Consider the following 23,784-nt stretch of genomic DNA (forward strand, 5'->3'; position numbering starts at 1 on the left):
AGCGGATCCCTATGGGTCGCCGAGACGGCCGGTTCCCCGGCGCTCCTAGACCGCGGTATGCGCCGGTTTTCCGGCCACGCCCTTGTAGAGAACGCCCTGGCGGAAGGCCATGATCCGGGCATGCTCGGCCCGGGCGGCGGCGTCCATGTCGGCGGCCGGCGGGGTCTCGTGGATGAAGTTGCCATGGGTGTCGCTGCCCCGGCACAGCAGGGCGGCATCCTTGTCGCCGTTGATCTGGCGCACATGCGGGGCGACATAGCGGATGGCGACGCCGATGCGCCGGTCGTCGCTCTCGTTCGGCTTGCTGGCATGGGCGACCAGCACGTGGTGCAGGGACATCTCGCCCGGCGCCAACGGCATGGCCACCGACTCCTCCTCGTTCACCTCGACCGCCATCTCCTGGCCGCGGGTCAGCAGGTTCTCCTTGGCGAGGGTGTCCCGGTGCTCGATCTGCTGCCACTTCTGGCTGCCGGGGATCACCTTCATGCAGCCGCTTTCCAACGTCGCCGGCGACAGGGCGATCCAGGCGGTGACCACGTCCGGCCGGTCCAGCCCCCAATAGGTGGCGTCCTGGTGCCAGGACACGAAGCTCGGGTTCTGCGCGTCCTTCACGAACAGCGAGGTGCCCCAGCACAGGATGTCGGGTCCGAGCACGTCCTCCACCGCGTCGAGCACCTTCGGGTGCTGGACCAGGTCGGAGACCCAGGTCTGCAAAAGATAGAGCTTCTGGCCCTTGGACAGCTCGTACCAGCCGCCATTGGCGGTCTCGTAGGCCTCGAAGCGCCGGCGGAAGGACGCCGCGTCCGCCGCGTCCATCACCCGGATCGGGTAGGCGTAGCCGTCGCTGTGATAGCGGTCGATCGCCGCCTGATCGAGCATCTTGCCCATGGCCTTCTCCCTTGTCGCATGTCTCTCGCCGCCTCGCCTGAGCAGCGTTCATCTTTTGGCCCAGTATGCGGATCGGATTTCGCAGCGACAAATGATACTATTGCAGCAGTCGACTGAGGAATTTTCACCTGACATGGATACCCTCCCTCCCCTGACCGCGTTGCGCGCCTTCGAAGCGGTCGCCACGCGGCTGAGCGTGAAGGCGGCGGCCGAGGCGTTGTCGATCACCCCCTCGGCGCTGTCGCACCAGCTCCGCGTCCTGGAGGAGGCGCTCGGCCTGAAGCTGTTCCATCGGCTGAACCGGCGGCTGCTGCTGACCGACGCGGGGCAGGTGTATTTCTCCAAGATCGCCCCGGCCTTCGAGACCCTGCGCGCGGCCACCGCCGAGATCGCCGAGCGCGGCCAAGCCGATACGCTGGTGGTCACCGCCCCGGCCAGCTTCGCCGAGATCTGGCTGCTGCCCCGCCTGCCGCGCTTCCTGGCGGAGCACCCGGAGGTGGATCTGCGGATCGAGGCGACGTCGCGGCCGATCGACTACGGGCGCGAGGCGGTCGATGCCAGCATCCGCTACGGCATGGGCCCCTGGCCGGGCCTCGAGAGCCGACGGCTGGTCTCGGAACGGCTGGTGGCGCTCTGCGCCCCGGCGCTGGTGCACGGACGCGATCGGATCCGCACCCCGGCCGACCTCGCGCGCCAGACCCTGATCCATTCCGACCAGCGGCTGACCGGATGGACGGCCTGGCTGCGCCGGCACAAGCTCGTCGGCCTGCGCGGGTCCCGCAACCTGCGCTTCTCGCAGTCTGCACACTCGCTGCGAGCCGCGGTCCAGGGGCTGGGGGTGGTGCTGGAGAACCGGATCATGGCCCAGGACGCGCTGACGTCGGGCGCGCTGGTGGAACCCTTCGCCGACCTGGCACCGGTGGACGAAGGGGTGGCCTATCACCTGGTGGCGCCGCCGGACCGCATGGCGATGCCGAAGGTCCGGGCGCTGGTCGCGTGGCTGGAGGCGGAGGCTGAAGCCCCACCCCGGCCCTGATTTAATCCATGAAACAGACGCGGATCAGCGAATCGCCACGATACAGGGCGGCGGCGAAGCGGTGGTTGCCGTCCTGGATGCGGCCGTCGCGCAGGGTCAGCGAGCAGCCGTCGCGGGCGACGTTGCGGACCAGCCATGCGACCCGTCCGGCATGTTCGGCCGCCGGCACCGGCGCGTTCGGATCGCGGCCGTCATCCGGCTCGATCAGATCGTCATTGGCCAGATGATGGTCGATCAGCGCGTCATCGACCGTCACATCCCCGGCCCAGCGCGGGAAACCCGCGATCCCGGCCAGCGCCTTCACCTCGTCGACCGGCAATGTCGCCAAACGAATAGCCATGACCCCGTGCCTCCCCCACAACAGGCGCGTCGGACGAAAAAGCGCCGCTCGACCGGCAGAGAGCCAGAGGCGACGCATCCCGAAAATGTACGTAAGCCGCAAAGACCGACCCGTGCCGACCCGGCCTTGGCGACGAGGGTCATGTAGCGGAAAATCACGACAGAAAAAACTATAAATCCGACGTCCCATGTCGCGCTTGGAGCATCGGCGTCGCGGATGAGCTAACCGTTTGGTAACGAAGCGCTTATATGATGATGTCGGTCCTTGGAAACGGGGGCCGGCTTTCGTGTTTTTCGGGCCGGGATTGGGCCCCTGAAGATAAGGACGCAGATCATGCCGCAGGGAGCCGAGAGCCTGCACGTCGCCGGGGCCGGAAACGTCGATCCGTTTCTGCTGGCGATCGTATGCGTGATTTTCGTCATCGGCGCCGTGGTGCCGATCGCCGCCGCCATCCTGTCGAGCATGCGCGACGACCGGGAGGCCAAGCGCGCCGCCCTCGCCGACCAGCAGGTCAGCAACCCGGTGGCCGAGAATGTCGTCGTCGCCGTCGACGTGGTCGAACTGGAGCCGGTCGCTCCGGAGATGTTCGCCGACGTCGCCAACGACCAGCCGCACCTCAAGGCGGCCGGCGGCACGCGCTGATCCGGCGCCGACCGAAGCCGGCGCCGGTTCAGAACCGGCGCGGCAGGTAGGTCGACAGCCAGGCCGTCGCCAGCAGCAGCACGCCCAGGGCGATGAACACCGACGACAGCGGAAAATACAGCAGCAGCAGCGCATAGACCGCCGCCGGCAGAAGCTGCGACACCTCGATATAGGTGCGGAAGACCGAGGTCATCTCGGAGCGCTCATAGGCATGGACCGAGCGCAGGAACGGGATGTTGCCCAGCGCGTCCAGGGTCATCGCCCCGGCGGATCCGACGAAGAACAGCAGCGCCACAATCGCCGGCGAGGGCCGGATCGCCCCGGCGATCAGGCAGATCGCCCCGGTGAAGATGAAGGCGAGGATGATCACCCGCCGCATTCCCAGTTCCCGCGCCAGCCTGCCCGCCAGCGGGGCGGCGAACAGCATCCCCTGCCCAGCCGACAGCATCATCGCCGACAGCATCTCGTCGCCGCCGTATTTGGCGATATAGAGCGGCGGATAGACGAAGAACGCCGCCCAGTAGGAACTGCGCGCGAAGGGAATCGCCCAGGCCAGCCGCAGGCGCGGCTGCGCCAGGTAGCGGCGGATATTGGCCCAGGGGGTGGGCGGCCGCCGCTTGGCCGGCGCCACCCGCGGGTCCTCACGCATCCGCAGCACCCAGAAATAGGCCAGCGCGATCACCGCGAAGACGGCGCTGGGCAGGCAGACCGCCTCCAGCCCGAAGGTCTTGTACAGATAGATCCCGAGCCCCGGCCCGGTGAACCAGGCCACGCCCATGAAGGCGAGACGCCGCGGTTCGGCGGTGACGAAATCCTTCCGGGCGATGTAGTCGAGGATATAGAGGTTGAGGGAGATGTTGACGCAGACCACGGCCAGCGCACGGAACTGCAGCGCGCCGACGAAGGGAACGACGGTCTCCGCCAGCATCAGCAGCGGCGCCATGAACATGAAGACGCAGCCGGCGCTGAAGATCCACTTGCGGCGGATCACCCGGATCACCACCGGCACCGCGAAGCTCGCCAGCAGGGCCACCACCCCGATCACCGTGTAGGCGATGCTGACGTCCCTGGCGGATTCCAGAAGCCGGTAGGCCTCCAGCGGAATCACGCCGGCGACCAGGGCCCGCGAGAAGGCCTCGGTCGCGGACAATGTGGCGAAGACCGTCGCACCGGGTCGGTCGACAACCCGAAGCCACATGGGGAAGCGGATTTCCAAAACCTATGCCCTGCGGTGAACCGGTCCGGTGAAGGTTCCAGTATCAAACGCAACGACGCCGCGCGCATCCCCTTAGACCGCCGAAACCGCATGAAAATGCTAGGGTGTCTTGCGACCTGCCTCGGCGTCCCGGGCGGCCAGGATGGCGGCGACCAGATCCTCCGGAATCGCGACCAGCGCCTCGGCCTCGGGCCGGGTCAGCGTGTCGGCCGCCATGTCCCGCACCTTGCGGTAGGCGGCGACATACCGCAGGCAGACCGGACAGGTGCGCATGTGGAGATCGACCGTCGCCCGCGCCACCGGTCCCAGCTCACCGTCGATATAGGCGTCCACCAGCGCCTCGAACTGGGCACAGGTCAGCAGCCCCGGCAGCCGGGCCTCCAACCAGTGCTGGATGCGCCATCTGAGCTTGCGACGCGTGATCATGCCGTCCCCAACTCGTCCCACAGGGGTTCGACCAGCGTCTTCAGCGCCGCGCGGGCACGGTGCAGCCGAACCTTCAACGCTCCCTCCGCGACCCCCACCATCTCGGCCGCTTCCCGGGTGCTGTATCCCTCAATGTCGCGAAGGAGCAGAACGATACGGTAGCCGTCGGGCAGTTCGTCGATTTTCTGCCGCATGTAGACCCGGATCCGGGCCGCCTCCAGGGCATCCTCCGGATTGCGGATCTCGGTGCGCGGCTCGCCGATCCGGATCCCGTCGGGATCGAAGGCCGGCAGAAGCTCGTCGATCGAGGTTTCCGCCAGCCGTTTGTTGGCGCGCAGCCGCATCAGGCAGGCATTGACCGTGATCCGATGCAGCCAGCCGCCGAGCGACCCGGTCGGCTCGAACCGACCGATCGCCCGGTGCACCGACAGAAAAGCGTCCTGCAGACAGTCCTGGGCGGTGGCCTCGTCGCGCACCATGCGCCGGGCGACGGCGAGCATCCGCGCACCATGCTCGCGCACCAGCCGTTCGAAGGCGACGCGTTCTCCGGCCTGCAGCGCGGCGACGAACGCCCTCTCGTCTGTCGGGTCGCCGCCCGTGCTCTCCATGCCCCTGATCTCCCGGCGCCGGTCGCCGCCCTTAGCCGGGCCATCCCCGTTCCGATCGCCTTCTAGCATGGCGCGCGCCAGCCCATCGATCATCCATGGCGGCCGATCATCTGGATTTGATCCACATCAAGGCCGATCCGCCACGGCGTTCCTAGAGTTTCGCGCAAGGGTGGACAGGATACAGGAGGCCAGGCTCCCCGCCTCCGTCGCGGAGGCCGAGGGGCGCGGAGTCGGCAACATCGAGACCGTGACAGGGGGCCATGGGCTCGGCAAGACTGTCGGTTCCGCCGCCGGGCGGGAGGCAAAGCAAGGGAGTGCGCGCATGAAGGCAATCATCATCGGCGGCGGCATCGGCGGCCTCGCCACCGCGCTCAGCCTCCACGAACAGGGCATCGACGCCCATGTCTACGAGCAGTCGATGACGATCCGCGAGCTCGGCGTGGGCATCAACACCCTGCCCCACGCGATCAAGGAGCTCGCCGCATTGGGCCTGCTCGACAGGCTCGACGCCATCGGCATCCGCACCTACGAGCTGATCTACCAGAACCGCTTCGGCCAGGAGATCTGGCGCGACCTGCGCGGCACCGATGCCGGCTACGACTTCCCGCAGTTCTCGATCCATCGCGGCAAGCTGCAGGCCGTCCTGCTGGAGGCGGCGCGCGAGCGGCTGGGCGACGACCATGTGCATACCGGACACCAGCTTACCGGCTTCGAGGATGACGGCGGCACCGTGACCGCGCGTTTCGAGCGGCGCGACACCGCCACGAAGGTGACGGTGACCGGCGACGTGCTGATCGGCTGCGACGGCATCCATTCCAAGGTGCGCGAGACGTTCTATCCCGACGAGGGACCGCCGAGCTGGAACGGGCTGATGCTGTGGCGCGGGGCCGTGGAGGGCGAGCCGTTCCTGACCGGAAAGTCGATGATCATCGCCGGCGGCATGAACGCCAAGTTCGTCTGCTATCCGATCTACAACGACCCGGACACGCCGGACAAAACCCTGATCAACTGGGCCGTGGTCGCACGGCTGGGCGACGGCACCCGTCCGCCGCCGAGACGCGAGAACTGGAGCCGGCTCGGCGATCGGGCCGACGTGATGCAGTATGTGGACGGCGTGTTCGAGTTGGATCTGATCGATCCGGTGGACCTGATCACCAAGACCGTCGATTTCTACGAGTTCCCGATGTGCGACCGCGACCCGGTCGACCGCTGGTCGTTCGGCCGGGTCACCCTGCTCGGCGACGCGGCCCATCCGATGTACCCGGTCGGCTCCAACGGGGCCAGCCAGGCGATCCTGGATGCCCGCTGTCTCGCGCCGCTGCTGGCGACGTGCGGCGGCGACGTGGAGGGCGCGCTGAAGACCTACGAGGCCGAACGCCTGCCAACGACGGCGGAGATCGTGCGCACCAACCGAGGCGGCGGTCCGGAGGGGGTGATCGACCTGGTCGAGGAACGGGCACCGGACGGGTTCACCGCGCTGGACCAGGTCGCCAGCCGGGAGGAACTGGAAGCGATCGTGCGCGGCTATGCCACGCTCGCCAAGTTCAGCCAATCGGACGTTAACCGCGCCCGGGGATAGGTCGGCGGCCCGCGTCAGGTCCCGACGCGTTGGCCGAAACTGGCCGGATCGTAGATCAGGCAGTACCTGTCGCGTTTTGTCCCGTCGCTGCTGAGCGGCAGGATCAGGCGCATGTAGGCCCAGCGCCGGTTGCGCGAGCCGACGAACTCGTGACGGGCAAGGCTCGGCTCTCCCGCCTCCAGGGTCGTCTGCAGCCGCTCCCTCACGCCCGCATATTCCTCGTCACGGTAGATATCCAGCATCCGGGTACCGGTCATCGAACGGCCATGCCCCTGGTCCATGAGGGTGGCGGACAGCCGGATCACCCAGTCCTCTATCTTGGGGTCCCAATCGACCAGGCTGATCCCCTTGATCGCCTCCACCGGCATCTCCACCGGATCGATGGTGGCCGGAAGCCGGTCGGCCGAGTGCTTGCGCCACACCGCAAGGCAACGGGCGAGGGTCGGGTAGCCGTCGATGTCCTCCAGAGCCACGGGCACATGGAGCCTCGGCATCGTCAGCAGGCGTTCGTTCAGGTTGTGCAATGGCATAAGCGAGGTCCCGTACCGTTGAGACGCACCGTTCTGAAAGTAGAGTTGCATCTGTACATCCGCTATCGCAAGCGGATTGCCCTGTACCGCTTTCGGATTTCAATACGGCGGCCAGCGACGCTCGGATTAGCCCGATATAGCCAGAAAAAGACCAGGGGGTATGCGGCGTTCGCCCAAAACGATAGACCGGTTAATGGATTATTAACGGGTATTCAGCCATACTCTTAAATGCACGCACGCCCTATACTTGCGAAAGTACTTATTGGAAATGTGGCCGAAGCCAGAAAACGAAGACAGTAACTTCTTTAGGCTGCCTAGTGTGCATATCCCGATGCCCATCGGGAAAATCGACGACTATCCGGTCCTGGCTGCGTGTCTTGAGGCGTGGCGCCCGACAGCGGCGAATGGATTTCCGCAGTCCATCGATCCGCTCGACATGCCGCCGGCTGCCATCAAGGCCATCAGTCTGGTCGAGTGGAGCGATGAGCACGGCGACTGGGTCCTGCGGCTCTCCTCAACGCTGATCGACGAGTCCCACGGGCGATCGATGCGGGGCACGACCTTTTCGGAGGCTTTCGTGCCGGAGGATCTGGCCAAGGTGCATGCCCGGCTCAATGAGATTATGCAGCGGGGCAAGCCGGATCTCGGCCAGCATGAGTTCTACGACACCAGGGATCGTGTCTGGTCGTTCGTGCGGTTGATCCTGCCGCTGAGCAGCGACGGCGTGAAGCGCGACCGCTACTGCCTGATCTACGACCCCGAGACCTTCGGCCGGCGCATCGGCACCTGAGGCCTGGACGCCGTCCCGACTGGTCACGGCGGCGGCAGGAACTCCACCTCGTACTGGGCCGCCAGACGCACCACCTCGGCCGGATCGGCGACGTTGTGGATCTTCTCGAAAAGCTGACGCAGGGAGCGCGCCGGCGACACCCAGAACAGCGCCTTCACGTCCTTGCCGGAATTGTTGAAGATGCCATGCGGGATGCCCATCGGCATGTGGATCAGGTCGCCTGTCACCGCCTGTGCCTTCCGGCCATCCAGAACCAGATCGAAGGTACCCTCCAGCATGTAGATGAATTCGTCCTGGGCGGCATGAATGTGCGGCGGCACGAAGGTGCCGTGCGGGAACAGCGTCTCGAAGGTGAAGCAGCTCTCGCTTTCCTGCTTCGGCTTGTAGGTCTGCCCGAGGATCGACCAGACGACGCCGTCCACCCCTTCACCGGCGGGCGTGATCCCCGCTTCCATCACCGTCATGATCTGTCCTCCCGTTTCGTTCGGTGGCAGGATTGAACCATCGAAGTCCCGCTTCCGGAAGCCCGCGATGACCGCTGTGACCATCCGCCCGTCGGAGCCCTCCGACATCACCGCCATCACCGAAATCTACGCCCATCACGTCCGGCACGGCACCGCGTCCTTCGAGGAGGAGGCGCCGGGCGAGCCGGAGATGGCGGAACGCCGCGCCGGGATCCTGGAGGCGGGCTTCCCCTACATCGTCGCCGAGCGCGACGGGGCGGTGGTCGGCTACGCCTATCTCAGCAAGTATCGTCCCCGCTCGGCCTACCGCTTCACCGTGGAGAACTCGATCTACATCGCCCACGATGCGATCCGGCAAGGCATCGGCCGGGCCTTGATGGCCGAACTCGTGCGGATCGCCGAGGCCGGACCCTGGAAGCAGATGATGGCGGTGATCAGCGATCCGGCCTCCGGTTCGGAGCCGATGCACGCCGCCTTCGGCTTCCGCAAGGTGGGGCACATGGAGAAGATCGGCTTCAAGTTCGGCCAGTGGATCGACGTGGTCGTCATGCAGCGGGCCACCGGCTGATCGCACCGAACGGTCACCCCTGCTGACCCAAACGGACTGGACCCCGCCCCGGTCCGCTGGAATAGTCGCGGGACGACATCGCTGCGTCGCGGTACCGCTCCGGGACGCGGCGCACGGGCTGATCGCCGGGAACGGCGACAAAGGGGGCCGATGCTGGGGATCATGCGCGGCTATGTGCGCGCCGTGGAAGCCATGAACCGGGCCATCGGGCGCTGCGCGATGTACTTGGTGTTCGTGCTGATGGGCGTGCTGCTCTGGTCCTCGGCGTCGAAGACCTTCTTCGATCCGTCGCTGTGGACCCTCGAGACCGCGCAGTTCGTGATGGTCGCCTACTATATTCTCGGCGGCCCCTACTCGATCCAGCTCGGTTCCAACGTGCGCATGGACCTGTTCTACGGCGACTGGTCGCTGCGCACCAAGGCCTGGGTCGACAGCTTCTCGGTGCTGTTCCTGATGTTCTATCTGGGCGTCCTGTTCTACGGCGCGGTCAGCTCCACCGCCTATTCGCTGGGCTATTTCGGCATGGAGCCCTTCGCCTTCTTCGGTGAGCTGCTCTGGGCCTTCGTCACCGGCGGCCCCGACGCGGCGGCGGAGACGATGGGCTACCTGGAGCGCAGCTCGACCGCCTGGCGGCCGCTGATCTGGCCGGTGAAGGTGACCCTGTGCCTCGGCGTGCTGCTGATGCTGCTGCAGGCGCTGGCGGAGCTGTTCAAGGACATCGACCGCCTCGCCGCCGGCGAAACGACGCAGCGCGGAGAGGCGTGATGTCCTACGAGCTGATCGCCCTGCTGATGTTCTCGTCGATGATGCTGATGCTGATGACCGGCCAGCGGGTGTTCGGCGCCATCGGCTTCGTCGGTGCCGCCGCCGGCGTGCTGCTCTGGGGTGTGGGCGGGGTGGAGATCCCGTTCGCCGCCGCCATGAAGCTCATGAAGTGGTATCCGCTGCTCACCCTGCCGATGTTCATCTTCATGGGCTACGTGCTGTCGGAGAGCCGGATCGCCGACGATCTCTACCGGATGTTCCACGTGTGGATGGGCCCCGTGCGCGGCGGGCTTGCCATCGGCACGATCGGGCTGATGGTGCTGATCTCCGCAATGAACGGGCTGTCGGTCGCGGGCATGGCGATCGGCGCCACCATCGCCCTGCCCGAGCTGCTGCGCCGGGGCTACGACAAGATCATGGTCACCGGGGTAATCCAGGCCGGCTCGTCGCTGGGCATCCTGGTGCCGCCCTCGGTCGTGCTGGTGCTCTACGCCATGATCGCCCGCCAGCCGGTCGGCCAGCTCTGGCTCGCCGGGGTGATGCCGGGACTGATGATGGCCGCCCTGTTCATCGTCTACATCTATGTGCGCTGCCAGTTGCAGCCCCATCTCGGCCCGCCGCTCGACAAGGCGGAGCGCGAGCGGATCGATATGGCGGAGAAACTTCGGCTGCTGCGCGCCGGACTGCTGCCGCTGGCGATCTTCGCGTCGATGATGGTGCCCTTCGTCAACGGCTGGACCTCGCTGGTGGAGAGTTCCGCCATCGGTGCCCTCGCCGCCTTCCTCGCCGCCGTGCTGAAGGGCCGGATGACGCGGCAGGTGTTCGAGAACACGACCCGCAACACGCTGGCGATCTCCTGCATGTTCATGTGGATCATCCTGGCGGCGCTCGGCTTCGGCGCGATCTTCGACGGGCTGGGCGCGGTCAAGGCGATCGAGGACCTGTTCACCGAAAAGCTGGGCCTCAGCCCCTGGACGATCCTGATCCTGATGCAGCTCAGCTTCATCATCATGGGCACGTTCCTGGACGACACCGCCATGCTGGTGATCGTCGCCCCGCTCTACGTGCCGCTGGTCGGCGCGATGGGGTTCGACCTGATCTGGTACGGCGTGCTCTACACGATCACCACCCAGATCGCCTACATGACCCCGCCCTTCGGCTACAACCTGTTCCTGATGCGGGCCATGGCGCCGCCGGAGATCAGCCTGCGCGACATCTACCGTTCGATCCTGCCCTTCGCGGTGGTCATGGTGATGGCGCTCGCCCTGGTCATGGCGTTCCCGCAGATCGCCCTGTGGCTGCCGGAACTGGTGTACGGAAAATAATTTTCGCCGCACCGCAAAATACGGTCATCATATCGCCCTCAACAAAAAGTTTAGGAGGGCTTCATGACCACGAGACGCACATTCCTTAAGGGTGCCGCCGCGGCCGCCCCCGCCGCGGCGCTGGCGACACCGGCGATCGCGCAGTCCACCATCAAATGGCGTATGCAGACCTATGCCGGCCCGGCGCTGGCCGAGCACGTGGTCAAACCGGCCATCGACATGTTCAACAAGATCGCCGGCGACCGCATGCAGATCGAGCTGTTCTTCGCCGACCAGCTCGTGCCCACGGGCGAGCTGTTCCGCGCCCTGCAGCGCGGCACTATCGACGCGGTGCAGTCGGACGACGACAGCATGGCCTCGCCGACCGAAGTGACCGTGTTCGGCGGCTACTTCCCCTTCGCCTCGCGTTACTCGTTGGACGTGCCGGTGCTGTTCAACCAGTACGGCCTCGCCCAGATCTGGGAGGAGGAATACGCCAAGGTCGGGGTGAAGCACATCTCCGCCGGCGCCTGGGACCCCTGCCATTTCGCCACCAAGGATCCGATCAACTCGCTGAAGGATCTGGAGGGCAAACGGGTCTTCACCTTCCCGACCGCCGGCCGTTTCCTGACCCAGTTCGGCGTCGTGCCGGTCACCCTGCCCTGGGAAGACATCGAGGTCGCGGTGCAGACCGGCGAGCTGGACGGCATCGCCTGGTCGGGCATCACCGAGGACTACACGGTCGGCTGGGCCGACGTGACCAACTACTTCCTGACCAACAACATCTCCGGCGCCTGGTGCGGATCGTTCTTCGCCAATATGGGCCGCTGGGAGGAGCTGCCGGAGGATCTGCAGACCCTGTTCCGGGTGTGCTGCGACCAGTCGCACTATTATCGGCAGTACTGGTACTGGGGCGGCGAGGCCAGCCTGCGGGTGAACGGCACCAAGATGGAGCTCACCACCATTCCCGACGCCGAATGGGCGACGGTCGAGGCGGCCGCCCGGGTGTTCTGGGACGAGATCGCCAAGGAATCCCCGCTCAAGGCGAAGGTCGTCGGCATCTTCAAGCAGTACAACGAGGACATGGAGAAGGCCGGGCGGCCCTACCGCTACACCTGACCCCGTCGATCAGTCCCGGAGCGGCGGTGGACCCGCCGCTCCGTCGGACAACACCTTACTCGGCCGCTTCGGCCGGGGCGTCGACGATCCGGGTCTCGAAGTTCGCCGGCGAGACGATCTCCAGCAGCTCCATGTCCGGCGAGCACTCGATCTCGCGATGCGGGATCAGCGGCCGCTGGTTGATGCAGTCACCGGCGCGGATGGTGTGCACGCCCTCGCCCGCATACTCGAACTTGGCCCAGCCCTTGAGCACGTAGACCATCTGGAAGTCGCAGTCGTGCACGTGCCAGTGCTGCACCTCGTCGGTGTCCTTGCGGCCGTTCGCCTTGACGATATGGGCCACGTAGTCGCCGTTGGTCGCGTCCTTCACGCCCAGATCCCGGTATTCGAAGATCTTGCGCATGCCCTCGGTGAAGACGGCGTTCGCCGCTTCGTTATGGCTGAACTTCCAGGTTTCCTTACCCATCGCGTCCTCTCTCCTCGTCGGCTGTTCTTGTTGTTGGGGAAACGATAACGCGGGCGGCGCGGCGCGCCAACGGGTCGGATGGCGTCAGTTCGGCGCCGGGAACAGCACGGCATCAAGCCGCTGCTTGAGCTGCTTGGGCGAGACCGGCTTCACCAGGTAGCCATCGACCCGCAGATCCTTGGCTTCCACGACCGTGCCACGCTCGGCATCGGCAGTCAGGAAGATCACCGGCACCCGGGTGAATTCCGGCTTGCCCAGGGAGCGCAGCTTGCGCAGGAAGTTGAGACCGTCGATCGGCTCCATATGGATGTCGCACAGGATCACCTGGGGATTGACCCGCAGCAGTTCCTTGAACCCGTCGGCGCCATTGGCGGCTTCGTGGATCAGCCGGAAGCCGATCTGCCGCAGCAGCCGCACGATGATCTGGCGGATATGGCTCTCGTCCTCGAGCACCAGGATACGGATGTTCTCGTAGGGGTTCGCCTGATTGAAATCGACCACCGTTCTGCCCCCTCGTCACTGCCCGTCATGCTGGAACCGAAGGAAAATACTCCCCCAGATCGCGCGGCGATCACAACGCCATAATTTTAGGTAAAAGCTCTTCGAATTCCTCCAGGGTCGACGGCAGCAGCTCGGCCATGATCCCCGCCATGTCCAGATCGCCATCGTCGAGATAGTCCTGCAGGTCGGCCGCGATCCGGCCGAGCCTCTTGGCGCCCACGGACAGGGCCGCCCCTTTCAGGGAATGGGCGGCATCCCGCGCCCGCTTGACGTCGCCGGCGGCCAGCCCGGCCTCGATCTCGGAAATGCGTCCGGGCCAGGCGGCCGAGGCTCCGCGGATCAGTTCCTTCGCCTCTTCGTCCAGCGCACCGAACGTCTCGGTCAGCGTGGCCGGATCGAAGATCTCCGGGTCCCAGTCGATGGCCGGAGCCGCCTCGTCCACCGCCGCCTCGTCCACCGCCGCCTGCTCGACCTGCCGGCGTAGGGCAAGACCCTGGGGCAGATGATCTGCCAGCAGCGCGCCCAGCTTGCGGCTGTCGATCGGCTTGGTCAGATAGCCGTCCATGCCGGCTTCCGCACAGCGCTCCTCGGTACCGGCGAGCGCGTCGGCGGTCAGCGCCACGATGGGCAGCCGATCGCCGTCTTCGCCCTCGCGGGCGCGCACCGCCCGGGCCAGTTCGAAGCCGTCCATCACCGGCATGTTCACGTCGGTCAGCAGCAATCCGTAGCCGGACGCTTCGGACAGCCGCTCGAGCGCGACCGCGCCGTTCTCCGCGATCTCGCAGGCGAACCCCATGCGGCCGAGCATCTGTCGTACGACCACCTGGTTGGTCTCGTTGTCCTCGGCCACCAGGACAAGGGCGCCGGCGGCCCGCGCCTCTTCCACCGGCGGCGGCGCGAAGGCCATGTCGTCGCGCTGCTGGACCTCGATCTCCTCGGCCGGTCGTAGACCGAGCCCGATCGCCACCGCCCGCCACAATCCGTTGCGCGACACCGGCACGGTCAGCAGCGCGCTGGCCCTGGACTTCAGGTCCGGCGACAGGTCGGCCAGCTCGCCGCGATAGCCCAGAAACGCGATGCGCCCCTCGATCCCGCCCAGATCCTCCGGCGCCAGCCTCCCGGCACCGCAGCGCAGGATCCACAGGGTGCGTTCCCCCGCCGCCTCCCCAGCCGCGGCGAAGCGGTCGATCCGCTCGATCCCGGTGGCCCGCAGGTAGAGTTCGGCGACCTCCGCCACCCGGTCGGACAGCCCCACCAGGGCGACCGAGGCGGCGGACAGGTCGTCCGGGTAGCGCGGCGGCGCATCTCCGACGGCGGCCAGCGGCAGTTCGAACCAGAAGGTCGAGCCCGCGCCCGGCTCGCTGTCCACTCCGATGGATCCGCCCATCAGCTCGGTCAGCCGCTGGCAGATCGACAGGCCGAGCCCGGTGCCGCCGTATTTACGCGAGGTCGAACTGTCGGCCTGCACGAACGCCCGGAACAGGCGCGCGCGCTGTTCCTCGTTGAGGCCGATGCCGGTATCGGTCACCTCGAACCGCAGCCGCTCGGCGCTATCGGTCGCCTCGGATCCGCCCCCGATCCGGCGTACACGGATGTCGATCCGGCCCTCGTCGGTGAACTTCACCGCATTGCCGCCCAGGTTCAGCAGGATCTGCCGCAGCCGGGTCGGGTCGCCCAGGCGCAGGTCGATCAGGGACGGGTCGTTATGGACAACCAGGTCCAGGCCCTTGGCCTCGGCCCGGGGGGCGAGCAGCTCCGCCGATCCGCCGACCACGGACATCAGCGAGAACTCGACCGCCTCGATCTCCAGCTTGCCGGCTTCGATCTTCGAGAAGTCGAGGATGTCGTTGATGATGGTCAGAAGGGCCGTGGCCGAGTCGATGATGATCCGCGCCATGCGCCGCTGCTCGCCGTCGAGCCGGGTGAGACCGAGCAGCTCCGCCATCGACATCACTCCGTTCATCGGCGTGCGGATCTCGTGGCTCATGGTGGCGAGGAAGGTGGATTTCGCCTGGGTTGCCGCCTCGGCGATGTCGCGCGCCTCGATCAGTTCCGCCTCGGCCTGGCGGCGCAGGGCCATCTCGACCTGCAGCTTCACCGCGTAGGACGCGACGACCCCGAACACCACGACCGCCACGAACGCGAACAGCACGTTGCGATAGACCACGGCCCGGGCCGCGGCGAGCACCTGCTCCAGATCGCGCGCCAGGTAGATCTGCATCGGCATGGCCCGCGCGGGATCCAGATCCGCCTTGGTGGTCAGATAGCTGCGGCCCTCAGCCTCGACCATCTGCAGCGGCGGGCCCTCCTTGAGCTGCCGCGGAGCCAGGCTCTCGAACGACGTCGGGTCGCGGTAGCGCTCCAGGAACTCCGAGGTGCTCGACCGGATCTCCGTCGTGTCGCTCGCCAGCTCCGGATGGCCGAGCACGGAATCCGCCAGATCGGTGGCAAACACGATATCCGCCGCCTGGGCCAGAGCCGACGAGGTGGTCAGCAGGGTCTGCGACAGCGAGCCGAGCGACAGGTCGACCCCGAGCACCGCCCACAGCGACCCATCCGGATTAAAGATCGGCTGGGCATAGGTGACGCCGAGCCGTCGACTGGAGGCGAACTGATACACGTCGGTCCAATGAGCCCGACCGTCCGCCGCCACCTGCCGGTACCAGTTCCGGGTGCGCGGGTCGTAGGCCTGGGTCACGCGCGGCGACATCTTCGCGCGTCCGGTCTGCGGATCGTAGACCTGCCATCGTCCGCGCGGATTGATCGCAGGGGTGTCTATGATCCGCCGGTAGATCCCGCGGCTGGTCCGGTCCCCGCCGGTCGCGCGTTTCGGGCCGGCAACCTCCAGGTCCTGGACATGCAGGAAACGGCCGTCGGGAAAGCCCAGAAAGGCGCCGTTCATCTGCTCGAACTGGCGCACCGGGCCGGTGGCGATGGCGAAGAACAGCGTCGGCCACTGGTTGGGCGGCGCATGGCGGATGCCGGAATCCGCGACCGTGCCGCCCAGGGTCAGCGCCGGCTCGAACACGCTGTTCAGGGCCTGGGTGAAGGCGACCGTGGCGTCGGTCAGTTCATGGCCCGCGTCGGAGACCAGCTCGTCGCGCTGGGCATGATAGACCCAGTAGGAGATCCCCCCACTGCCGCACAGCACGGCCAGGGCCAGGACGCAGAACATAACCCAGCGGCGCGTGAGCACGTTCCGCTTCCCCCGCAACTCGTGACGACCCTCCGCGGATCAGGACCGGGAGAACTGTATCCCCCGGTCCGCGTTCCGCAAACCGCGTTCGTCCGGCTCCGGCTCAGGCCGGCCGCCTAGAGCTCGGCCGCGACCGTCTTCAGCGCCGTCTGCGTCGCGGCGACGATCTTGTCGGCCTCCGCGCGGGTCAGGCAGAGCGGCGGGGCGAGGCCGAGAATGTCGCCCTGGGGCATGGCCCGGCCGATGACACCCTCTTCCAACAGCTTGCCGACGATCCGCCCGCCGACCTTCTGGGCCGGATCGAAATAGGTCCGGTCCGTCTTGTCGGCGACGAATTCGACGGCGCAGAGCAGCCCCTCGCCGCGGACCTCGCCCACATTCGGGTGGTCGCCGACGGCGTCGGTGAGCACCTGCTTCAGATAGGCGCCGACGCTGCCGGCATTCTCCACCAGCCCCAGGCTGTCGATCAGCTTCAGGTTGGCGACACCGGCCGCCGCCCCGATCGGATGGGCGGAGTAGGTCCAGCCATGGCCGATCGCCCCGAACTCGTCGGTGCCCTGCTCCAGCACTTTCCAGACCCGGTCGGACACGATGGAGCCGGAGAGCGGCGCATAGGCCGAGGTCAGCCCCTTGGCGATGGTGATGAAGTCCGGGCGGATGCCGTAATGGTCGGAGCCGAACATCGAGCCCAGACGGCCGAAGCCGGTGACCACCTCGTCGGCGATCATCAGGATGTCGTGCTTGTCCAGCACCGCCTGGATCGCCGGCCAGTAGCCTTCCGGCGGCGGCACCAAGCCGCCGGTGCCGAGTGCGGGCTCGCCGATGAAGGCGGCGATGGTGTCGGCCCCCTCGCGCTCGATCAGCGCCTCCAGGTCGGCGACGCACTCGGCGACGAACTCGGCCTCGCTGCTGGCCAGGTTCTCGCGGCGGTAATAGACCGGCGCCGTGGTGTGCAGGATGCGGTCGAGCGGCAGGTCGAACTTCTTGTGGAACAGCTCCAGACCGGTGAGCGAGCCGGTGACCAGGCCCGAGCCGTGATAGCCCCGCCAGCGCGAGATGATCTTCTTCTTCTCCGGCCGGCCCAGGATGTTGTTGTAGTACCAGACCAGCTTGATGTTGGTCTCGTTGGCGTCGGAGCCGCCGAGGCCGAAATACACCTTCGACATGCCAGCCGGCGCGCGGTCCATGACCATCTGCGCGAGCGTGATGGAGGCCTCGGTGCCGTGGCCGACATAGGCGTGGTAATAGGCCAGCTCCTTCGCCTGGGCGGCGATCGCCTCGGCGATCTCGGGGCGGCCGTAGCCGACATTCACGCAGTACAGGCCGGCGAAGCCGTCGAGCAGCCGGTTACCGTCGCGGTCCTCGATATAGACACCGGACCCGCCGGTGACGATCCGGTTCGGGCTTTCGCCGCGGGCGTGCTGCGCCAGATGGGTGGAGGGATGGAAGAAGGACTCCCGGTCCCACTTGTCGAGCTGGTCGTTGGTCAGCATGGCCGCCGTCCTCGCGCTGTCAGAAATGCCGATTATGCCCCGGACATCGCGCAAATCGCCCGCCGCTGCAACCCTAGTGGCCGGATTGGTTCCGCTCAGGCGCGGATCACCGTACCGGCCGCGCGGTCCTTCGCGCGGGTCATGGCGAAACTGGCGATGGCGGTGTCCTGGGCGCCAGTGCCGGTGAGGTCGACCAGGGTGATGTCGTCCAGGGACTTGCGGCCCAACGCCGGCTCGGAGACCACCATGCCGAGCTCGGCATAGGTCCGCTCCTCCGGCACCGCGCCGGCGGCCAGCGCGCTGCGCAGCTCCCCCTGGGTCCGGCACTGGCTCTCCCGATCCGGGACATAGACCGACAGACGGTCGAAGACGGCCGGATCGATCTCGTTCTTGCCGGGCTGGTCGGAGCCCATGGCGGTGATGTGCAGGCCCGGATGCAGCCACTCGGCCCGCAGCACCGGATCGCGCGCCGGGGTGGTGGTGACGACGAGCTGGCTTTCGCCCACCACCCGGGCGGGATCGGCCTCGACCACGACCTCGATGCCGAGCCGCTCGGCCAGGTCATAGGCGCAGATCTCCGCCTTCACCGGGTCGCGCCCCCAGACCAGCACCCGTTCGAACGGCCGCACCAGCCGCGCCGCCTCGATCTGCAGCCGCGCCTGCACCCCTGTGCCGAGCACGCCGGCGGTGCGCACCTCCGGCGCCAGATGGCGGGCGGCGACGGCACCGGCGGCGGCGGTGCGCACATCGGTCAGATACCCGTTGTCCAGCAGCAGCGCCTCCACCAGGCCGGTCCTGGCGGAGAACAGCACCATCAGGCCGTTCAGGCTCGGCAGGCCGATCTTCGGGTTGTCGAAGAAGCCGGGGCTGACCTTGATGGCGAAACCGTCGAAGCCGGGCAGATAGGCGGTCTTCACGTCGACCTCGGCATTGGCGACGGGAAGCTCCATCGACAGGATCGGCGGCATCACCACCCCCTCGCCGGCCAGGGCGGTGAAGGCACGTTCGACCACGTCGACCGCCGCCGCGTCCAGCGGCACCAGCTCGCGCAGGTCGGCTTCGGTCAGGATGGAGATGTCATGCATGATACGGCTGTCCGTTGATGGTGAGATCGCCGAGCACCACGTCGCGGCCCTGCATGATGTCGGCATGGATCTTCATGTCGAGATTGCGCCCGGTGATGATCGTCGCGATCGGGCCCGGGGATGGGGCCAGCTTGCCGGCCTGCAGCGCAGCGATGCCGACGACGCAGGCGCCCTCGCAGACCAGCCGGTCCTCGTAATAGACGGTCTGCAGCGCCCGGTAGATCTCCGCCTCGCCGACCAGCACCACCTCGTCCAGCAGGGTGCGGCAGAGCTCGAAGGAGAAGCGGTTGTCGAGGCCGATGCCGCCGCCCAGGGAATCCGCGAGGCTGGCCACCTCCTCCACCTCGACCGGCCGGCCGGCGGCGATGGAGGCGTGCATCGCACCCCCCCGGTCCATGGAGATGCCGATGATGCGGACCGACGGCTTCACCGCCTTGATCGCCGCGGCGATCCCGCCGGCCAGCCCGCCGCCGGACAGCGGCACCAGCACGGTCGCCAGGTCCGGGCACTGCTCCAGCAGTTCCAGGCCGATCGTGCCCTGGCCGGCGATGACGGCCGGGTCGTCGAACGGAGAGATCTCAACCAGCCCCTCGTCGACGACCAGACGCCGGCTATGGGCCATCGCCTCGTCCTGGGAGCGTCCGACGATCTGCACCTCGGCCCCCAGCGCCCTGATGCCGTCGATCTTGGTCTGCGGCACCAGCGACGACATGCAGATCACCGCGCGCAGGCCGCGCCGCCGGGCGGCGTAAGCGACGCCGCGGCCGTGATTGCCGGTGGAGCAGCAGGTCACGCCCGCCGTGCCTTCCGGCAGGCGCATGACCGCGTTGGCGGCCCCGCGCAGCTTGAAAGCCCCCATCGGCTGGACGATCTCGAGCTTGAGAAGGAACTCCCGTCCGGCCAGGGACGAGAGGTGTGGCGACGGCACCAAAGGCGTCGCCACGGCGGTCTCGGCGATGATCCGCCGGGCGGCCTCGATCTCGCTGAGGGCTACGGATGCCATCGCCTCCTCGCGCCGACGCTGACACGGCAACGGGAAGGCAGGCGCCGCCCGCCTTCCCGCCGGGCATGACCGGCGATCAGACGGTGGCCGCCTCGCCGATATTGTCGACCCCGCGCTCCTCGAGCACCGTGGTCAGCCAGTTCGGATCCATCTCCGGCACCGAGGACAGCAGCAGGTCGGTATAGGGATGGTGCGGCGGGGTGAACATCTCGTTCTTCGGGCCGGAATCGACCACCTCGCCCTGCTTCATGACCACCACCTCGTCGGCGATCGAGCGCACGGTGGCGAGATCGTGGGTGATGAACATATAGGCGAGGTTCAGTTCCTTCTGCAGCCGGTCGAGCAGCTTCAGGATGCCCTCGGCCACGAGCTGGTCCAGCGCGCTGGTGACCTCGTCGCAGATGATGAAATTGGGCTCCGCCGCCAGCGCCCGGGCGATGCCGATCCGCTGCTTCTGGCCGCCCGACAGCTCGGTTGGGTAGCGGCTATAGTATTTCGACGGCTCCAACTCGATCAGGTCGAGCAGTTCGTCCACCCGGCTCTTCAGGGCACCGCCCTTCAGACCCATGTAGAATTGCGCCGGCCGGCCGATGATGTCGCAGATCCGCACCTTCGGGTTCAGCGCGGTATCGGCCATCTGATAGATCATCTGGGCCTGACGAAGTTGCTCCTTGGAGCGCTGCTTGTAGCCCGGCGGCATCTCGACGCCGTTCATCACGATCTTGCCGCTGCTCGGCGGCAGCAGACCGGTGATGCAGCGCGCGGTGGTCGATTTGCCCGATCCGGACTCGCCCACCACCGCCACGGTCATGCCGGCATAGATGTCGAACGACACGTCGTGCAGGACCGGCGTGTCGCCGTAGGAGGCATCCACGTTCTGCACCGAGACGACTGGCACCGCACCACCGCCGGGTCGCTCCTTCTGCTCGCGCTTGAAGCTGCGCACCGCCCAGAGCGACTTGGTATAGTCCTCCTTCGGGTTGCTCAGCATGGTCTCGGTATCGGCTTCCTCGACCTCGTTGCCCTTGAGCAGCACCTTGATGGTGTCGGCCATCTGCGCCACCACCGCGAGGTCGTGGGTGATGTAGATCGCCGCGGTGTTGAACTGCTCGACGATGTCTCGGATCGCGGCCAGCACCTCGATCTGCGTGGTCACGTCGAGTGCGGTGGTCGGCTCGTCGAAGATGATCAGGTCGGGACGGCAGGCCATCGCCATGGCGGTCATCGCGCGCTGGAGCTGGCCGCCGGACACCTGGTGCGGATAGCGGAAGCCGATCTCCTGCGGGTTGGGAAGACGCAGGCGCTCGTAGAGCTCCATCGCGTCCTCCTGCGCCTCCAACCGCTTGCGGATGCGGTAGTGGATCGGCGCCTCGGTGTGCTGGTCGATGATCTTGTGCGCCGGATTGAACGACGCCGCCGCCGACTGCGCCACATAGGCGATGCGCGAGCCACGCAGGGCCCGGCGGTCGCTCTCCGAGGTGGTCGTCAGCTCCATGCCGTCGAACTCGATCGAGCCGCCGGAGATTCGGCATCCGTCGCGGGCGAAGCCCATGGCCGCGAGGCCGATGGTCGACTTGCCGGCCCCGGACTCGCCGATCAGGCCCATGACCTCGCCCTTGTGCAGGGTGAGGTCGATGCCATGGACGATCTCGAGCCACTTCTCGTCGGAATAGCCCTCGATCCGCAGGTCGCGAATCTTGAGCAGAAGGTCCTTTTTCGTATCAGCCATATCCTTACCCCTTCAGTCCGGAGGACCGGAACAGCATCCAGTCGACGACGAAGTTCACCGCCACGGTCAGCAGCGCGATGGCGCCGGCCGGGAACAGCGGCGTGATCTCGCCGAACGAGATCAGGGTCGCGTTCTCGCGCACCATCGACCCCCAATCCGCGGTCGGCGGCTGGATGCCCAGGCCCAGGAACGACAGGCCCGCCACCAGCAGGAAGACGAAGCAGAACTCCAGGCCGAATTCCGCGATGAGCGGTGCGGTGGAGTTCGGCAGGATCTCCCGGCGGATCAGGTACCAGAGCCCCTCGCCGCGCAGCCGGGCCGCCTCGATATAGTCCATCACCACCACATTGCCGGCGACCGCCCGGGTGAGGCGGAAGACGCGCGGCGCGTAGATGATCGCGATGATGAAGATCAGGACGAAGGCGTTGGTGCCCATGATCGACAGCAGCAGCAGAGCGAAGATCAGCGACGGCACCGACATGATGACGTCCACGACCCGGCTCATGAGGTTGTCGAAGAACCCGCCCAGGGTCGCCGCGATCAGCCCGGCCACCGCGCCCAGGAGGAACGCGAAGGTGGTCGCCAGCAGGGCGATGCCGACCGTGTTCCGCGCACCGAAGACCAGGCGGCTGAACAGGTCGCGGCCGAGCTGGTCGGCCCCCAGCAGCATATTCTCGTCGGCCGGGGCGAACGCGCCGGCGATGATCTCGGCCTCGCCGTACGGCGCGATGACCGGCGCGAAGAAGCCGGCGATCGCATAGGTCATGATGACGAACAGACCGAAGGTCGCCGTCAGAGGCGCGGTCTTGATCGCCTTCGAGCCCTCGCCCCACAGGACGATCACCAGGAACTCCCGGAACGCGTAGGCGGTCCCGATGCACAGGGCGAGGATGCCGGCGCAGATGGTGATGGTCCACAGGGCGGACTCGCCGCCGACGATGCCGACGATGAAGGAGACCAGCGTCAGCGAGAACAGCAGCAAGAAGGCCGAGCGCACCGAGTAGTAGGCCGCCAGGCAGGAGGCTCCGATGAGGAGAGCGTAGTATCCGATGACAAAGTAATTCATGACGCTTCCCTCACTTCGGATGACGCAGGCGGGGGTTCGTCAGAATCGCCCCCACATCTGCCGCGAGGTTCAACAGGATGAACGTCGCCGCGAAGATCAGGCAGCAGGCCTGAACCACTGGGAAGTCGCGCTTGGTCACGCTGTCGACCAGAAGCTGGCCGATACCCGGATAGACGAACACCACCTCAACCAGCACCACGCCGGTGATCAGGTAGGCGAGGTTGAGCGCCACGACGTTGATGATCGGCGCCCAGGCGTTGGGCAGCGCGTGCTTGACGATCACCTTCCAGGCGGGGGTGCCCTTCAGGCGCGCCATCTCGATATAGGGCGAGGCCAGCAGGTTGATGATCGAGGCCCGGGTCATCCGCATCATGTGCGCGACCACGACGAGCACCATCGTCAGCGCCGGCAGGAAGGTCCGGTAGTACAGTTCGACGGTGCCGATATCCTGGAAGTTGACGTTCGCCAGGGCGGGGAACCAGGGGTTCTTCACCGCCAGATACAGGATCAGGACGTAGCCGAGAAAGAACTCCGGCGAAGAGATCGAGGTCAGGGTCAGCACGTTGGCGACACGGTCGAAGATGCTGTCGCGCAGCAGCGCCACGATGATGCCGAGAAGAATGGCGATCGGCACGGCGATCACCGCCGCGTAGCTCGCCAGGAACAGCGTCGCCGCGAAACGTGGGCCGATGGTCTCGGCCACCGAGCGACCGGAAATCAGCGACACGCCGAAGTCACCCTGCACCGCTCCCCCGAGCCACTCCAGGTAACGGAAGATCGCGGGCTGGTTCAGTCCGAGCTGCTCGCGCAACGCTTTCAGGTTTTCTTCGGTGGCGCCCTGCCCAAGAACGGCTTGGGCAATGTCGCCCGGCAGGAGTTCCACTGCGAAGAAAATCAGGATGGAGATCACCAGCAACGTGATCAATCCAAGGCCGAGCCGTTTGAGCACGATGCTCAATACGTCGCTCAT

At 66.8% G+C, this 23,784-nt stretch carries 24 protein-coding genes; 8 read left to right on the forward strand and 16 right to left on the reverse strand.

The features are described from left to right. Positions 1–45 precede the first annotated feature (45 nt). Positions 46–888: a phytanoyl-CoA dioxygenase family protein gene (locus G578_RS0101425; RefSeq protein WP_028792734.1), complete on the reverse strand. Its 843-nt coding sequence runs from the start codon at positions 886–888 to the stop codon at positions 46–48. Positions 889–1,021: 133 nt separating this feature from the next. On the opposite strand from G578_RS0101425, the gene gcvA reads away from it, so the two are divergent. After that, complete coding sequence (gene gcvA, locus G578_RS0101430) at positions 1,022–1,924, forward strand: transcriptional regulator GcvA (protein WP_028792735.1); 903 nt, start codon at positions 1,022–1,024, stop codon at positions 1,922–1,924. 1 nt (position 1,925) lies between these two features. On the opposite strand, the gene G578_RS0101435 is transcribed toward gcvA, so the two are convergent. Beyond that, the gene (locus tag G578_RS0101435; protein WP_139189202.1) at positions 1,926–2,264 is read right to left on the reverse strand and encodes a hypothetical protein; all 339 of its coding nucleotides are present in this window, start codon (positions 2,262–2,264) and stop codon (positions 1,926–1,928) included. A gap of 333 nt (positions 2,265–2,597) precedes the next feature. Between G578_RS0101435 and G578_RS0101440 the strand changes: the two genes are divergently transcribed. Beyond that, positions 2,598–2,906: a hypothetical protein gene (locus tag G578_RS0101440; RefSeq protein ID WP_028792737.1), complete on the forward strand. Its 309-nt coding sequence runs from the start codon at positions 2,598–2,600 to the stop codon at positions 2,904–2,906. Between the two features lie 28 nt (positions 2,907–2,934). Here G578_RS0101440 and G578_RS0101445 read toward each other — a convergent pair whose 3' ends face one another. From G578_RS0101445 to G578_RS24150, 3 genes are all read right to left on the reverse strand, one after another. Next, positions 2,935–4,104, reverse strand: coding sequence for an MFS transporter (locus G578_RS0101445; RefSeq protein ID WP_028792738.1), 1,170 nt, complete (start codon positions 4,102–4,104; stop codon positions 2,935–2,937). A 117-nt stretch (positions 4,105–4,221) separates the two neighbouring features. After that, complete coding sequence (locus G578_RS0101450; RefSeq protein WP_028792739.1) at positions 4,222–4,548, reverse strand: anti-sigma factor family protein; 327 nt, start codon at positions 4,546–4,548, stop codon at positions 4,222–4,224. After that, positions 4,545–5,156, reverse strand: a complete 612-nt coding sequence (locus G578_RS24150) for an RNA polymerase sigma factor (RefSeq protein ID WP_051243538.1) — start codon at positions 5,154–5,156, stop codon at positions 4,545–4,547. Before G578_RS24150 ends, G578_RS0101450 begins: the two co-directional genes overlap by 4 nt. Positions 5,157–5,478: 322 nt before the next feature. On the opposite strand from G578_RS24150, the gene G578_RS0101460 reads away from it, so the two are divergent. Then, positions 5,479–6,735, forward strand: a complete 1,257-nt coding sequence (locus G578_RS0101460) for a flavin-dependent oxidoreductase (RefSeq protein WP_028792740.1) — start codon at positions 5,479–5,481, stop codon at positions 6,733–6,735. A 14-nt stretch (positions 6,736–6,749) separates the two neighbouring features. Here the strand turns inward: G578_RS0101460 and G578_RS0101465 are convergent, their stop codons facing one another. Continuing rightward, complete coding sequence (locus tag G578_RS0101465; RefSeq protein ID WP_093149889.1) at positions 6,750–7,265, reverse strand: PAS domain-containing protein; 516 nt, start codon at positions 7,263–7,265, stop codon at positions 6,750–6,752. A gap of 319 nt (positions 7,266–7,584) precedes the next feature. Here G578_RS0101465 and G578_RS0101470 point away from each other — a divergent pair, with 319 nt between their 5' ends. Then, a complete protein-coding gene (locus G578_RS0101470) occupies positions 7,585–8,055 on the forward strand; it encodes a PAS domain-containing protein (RefSeq protein WP_028792742.1) in 471 nt (156 codons plus the stop codon). A gap of 23 nt (positions 8,056–8,078) precedes the next feature. Here G578_RS0101470 and G578_RS0101475 read toward each other — a convergent pair whose 3' ends face one another. After that, the gene (locus G578_RS0101475; protein ID WP_028792743.1) at positions 8,079–8,519 is read right to left on the reverse strand and encodes a cupin domain-containing protein; all 441 of its coding nucleotides are present in this window, start codon (positions 8,517–8,519) and stop codon (positions 8,079–8,081) included. Between the two features lie 67 nt (positions 8,520–8,586). On the opposite strand from G578_RS0101475, the gene G578_RS0101480 reads away from it, so the two are divergent. From G578_RS0101480 to G578_RS0101495, 4 genes are all read left to right on the forward strand, one after another. Further along, complete coding sequence (locus G578_RS0101480; protein WP_028792744.1) at positions 8,587–9,087, forward strand: GNAT family N-acetyltransferase; 501 nt, start codon at positions 8,587–8,589, stop codon at positions 9,085–9,087. Between the two features lie 150 nt (positions 9,088–9,237). Beyond that, positions 9,238–9,852: a TRAP transporter small permease subunit gene (locus G578_RS0101485; RefSeq protein WP_028792745.1), complete on the forward strand. Its 615-nt coding sequence runs from the start codon at positions 9,238–9,240 to the stop codon at positions 9,850–9,852. Continuing rightward, on the forward strand, positions 9,852–11,177 hold the full coding sequence (locus tag G578_RS0101490; protein WP_028792746.1) for a TRAP transporter large permease: 1,326 nt from the start codon (positions 9,852–9,854) through the stop codon (positions 11,175–11,177). Before G578_RS0101485 ends, G578_RS0101490 begins: the two co-directional genes overlap by 1 nt. Positions 11,178–11,240: 63 nt before the next feature. Further along, positions 11,241–12,275, forward strand: a complete 1,035-nt coding sequence (locus G578_RS0101495) for a TRAP transporter substrate-binding protein (RefSeq protein ID WP_028792747.1) — start codon at positions 11,241–11,243, stop codon at positions 12,273–12,275. 55 nt (positions 12,276–12,330) lie between these two features. Here G578_RS0101495 and G578_RS0101500 read toward each other — a convergent pair whose 3' ends face one another. The 9 genes from G578_RS0101500 to G578_RS0101540 all read right to left on the reverse strand — a co-directional run bounded on the left by G578_RS0101500 (position 12,331) and on the right by G578_RS0101540 (position 23,784). Continuing rightward, positions 12,331–12,741, reverse strand: coding sequence for a cupin domain-containing protein (locus tag G578_RS0101500; protein ID WP_028792748.1), 411 nt, complete (start codon positions 12,739–12,741; stop codon positions 12,331–12,333). 84 nt (positions 12,742–12,825) lie between these two features. Then, positions 12,826–13,242, reverse strand: coding sequence for a response regulator (locus G578_RS24155; protein ID WP_051243541.1), 417 nt, complete (start codon positions 13,240–13,242; stop codon positions 12,826–12,828). Positions 13,243–13,312: 70 nt separating this feature from the next. After that, positions 13,313–16,438: a hybrid sensor histidine kinase/response regulator gene (locus tag G578_RS28050; protein ID WP_156907165.1), complete on the reverse strand. Its 3,126-nt coding sequence runs from the start codon at positions 16,436–16,438 to the stop codon at positions 13,313–13,315. Positions 16,439–16,554: 116 nt separating this feature from the next. Beyond that, positions 16,555–17,931: an aspartate aminotransferase family protein gene (locus G578_RS0101515; protein WP_028792749.1), complete on the reverse strand. Its 1,377-nt coding sequence runs from the start codon at positions 17,929–17,931 to the stop codon at positions 16,555–16,557. A 95-nt stretch (positions 17,932–18,026) separates the two neighbouring features. Continuing rightward, positions 18,027–19,016 carry a cyclodeaminase gene (locus G578_RS0101520; RefSeq protein ID WP_211228831.1) on the reverse strand — a complete coding sequence of 330 codons (990 nt, stop codon included), beginning with the start codon at positions 19,014–19,016 and terminating at the stop codon, positions 18,027–18,029. Next, positions 19,009–20,019: a hydroxyectoine utilization dehydratase EutB gene (eutB, locus tag G578_RS0101525; RefSeq protein WP_028792751.1), complete on the reverse strand. Its 1,011-nt coding sequence runs from the start codon at positions 20,017–20,019 to the stop codon at positions 19,009–19,011. The genes G578_RS0101520 and eutB overlap by 8 nt, the downstream gene beginning before the upstream one ends. 76 nt (positions 20,020–20,095) lie before the next feature. Then, positions 20,096–21,748 (reverse strand): ABC transporter ATP-binding protein, encoded by a 1,653-nt coding sequence (locus tag G578_RS0101530; protein WP_028792752.1) that lies wholly within the window; start codon positions 21,746–21,748, stop codon positions 20,096–20,098. 4 nt (positions 21,749–21,752) lie between these two features. Further along, complete coding sequence (locus tag G578_RS24165; RefSeq protein WP_038013009.1) at positions 21,753–22,814, reverse strand: ABC transporter permease; 1,062 nt, start codon at positions 22,812–22,814, stop codon at positions 21,753–21,755. A gap of 10 nt (positions 22,815–22,824) precedes the next feature. Continuing rightward, positions 22,825–23,784, reverse strand: a complete 960-nt coding sequence (locus tag G578_RS0101540) for an ABC transporter permease (protein WP_028792754.1) — start codon at positions 23,782–23,784, stop codon at positions 22,825–22,827.

The sequence above is a fragment of the Thalassobaculum salexigens DSM 19539 genome, assembly GCF_000423805.1.
Lineage (GTDB): Bacteria > Pseudomonadota > Alphaproteobacteria > Thalassobaculales > Thalassobaculaceae > Thalassobaculum > Thalassobaculum litoreum.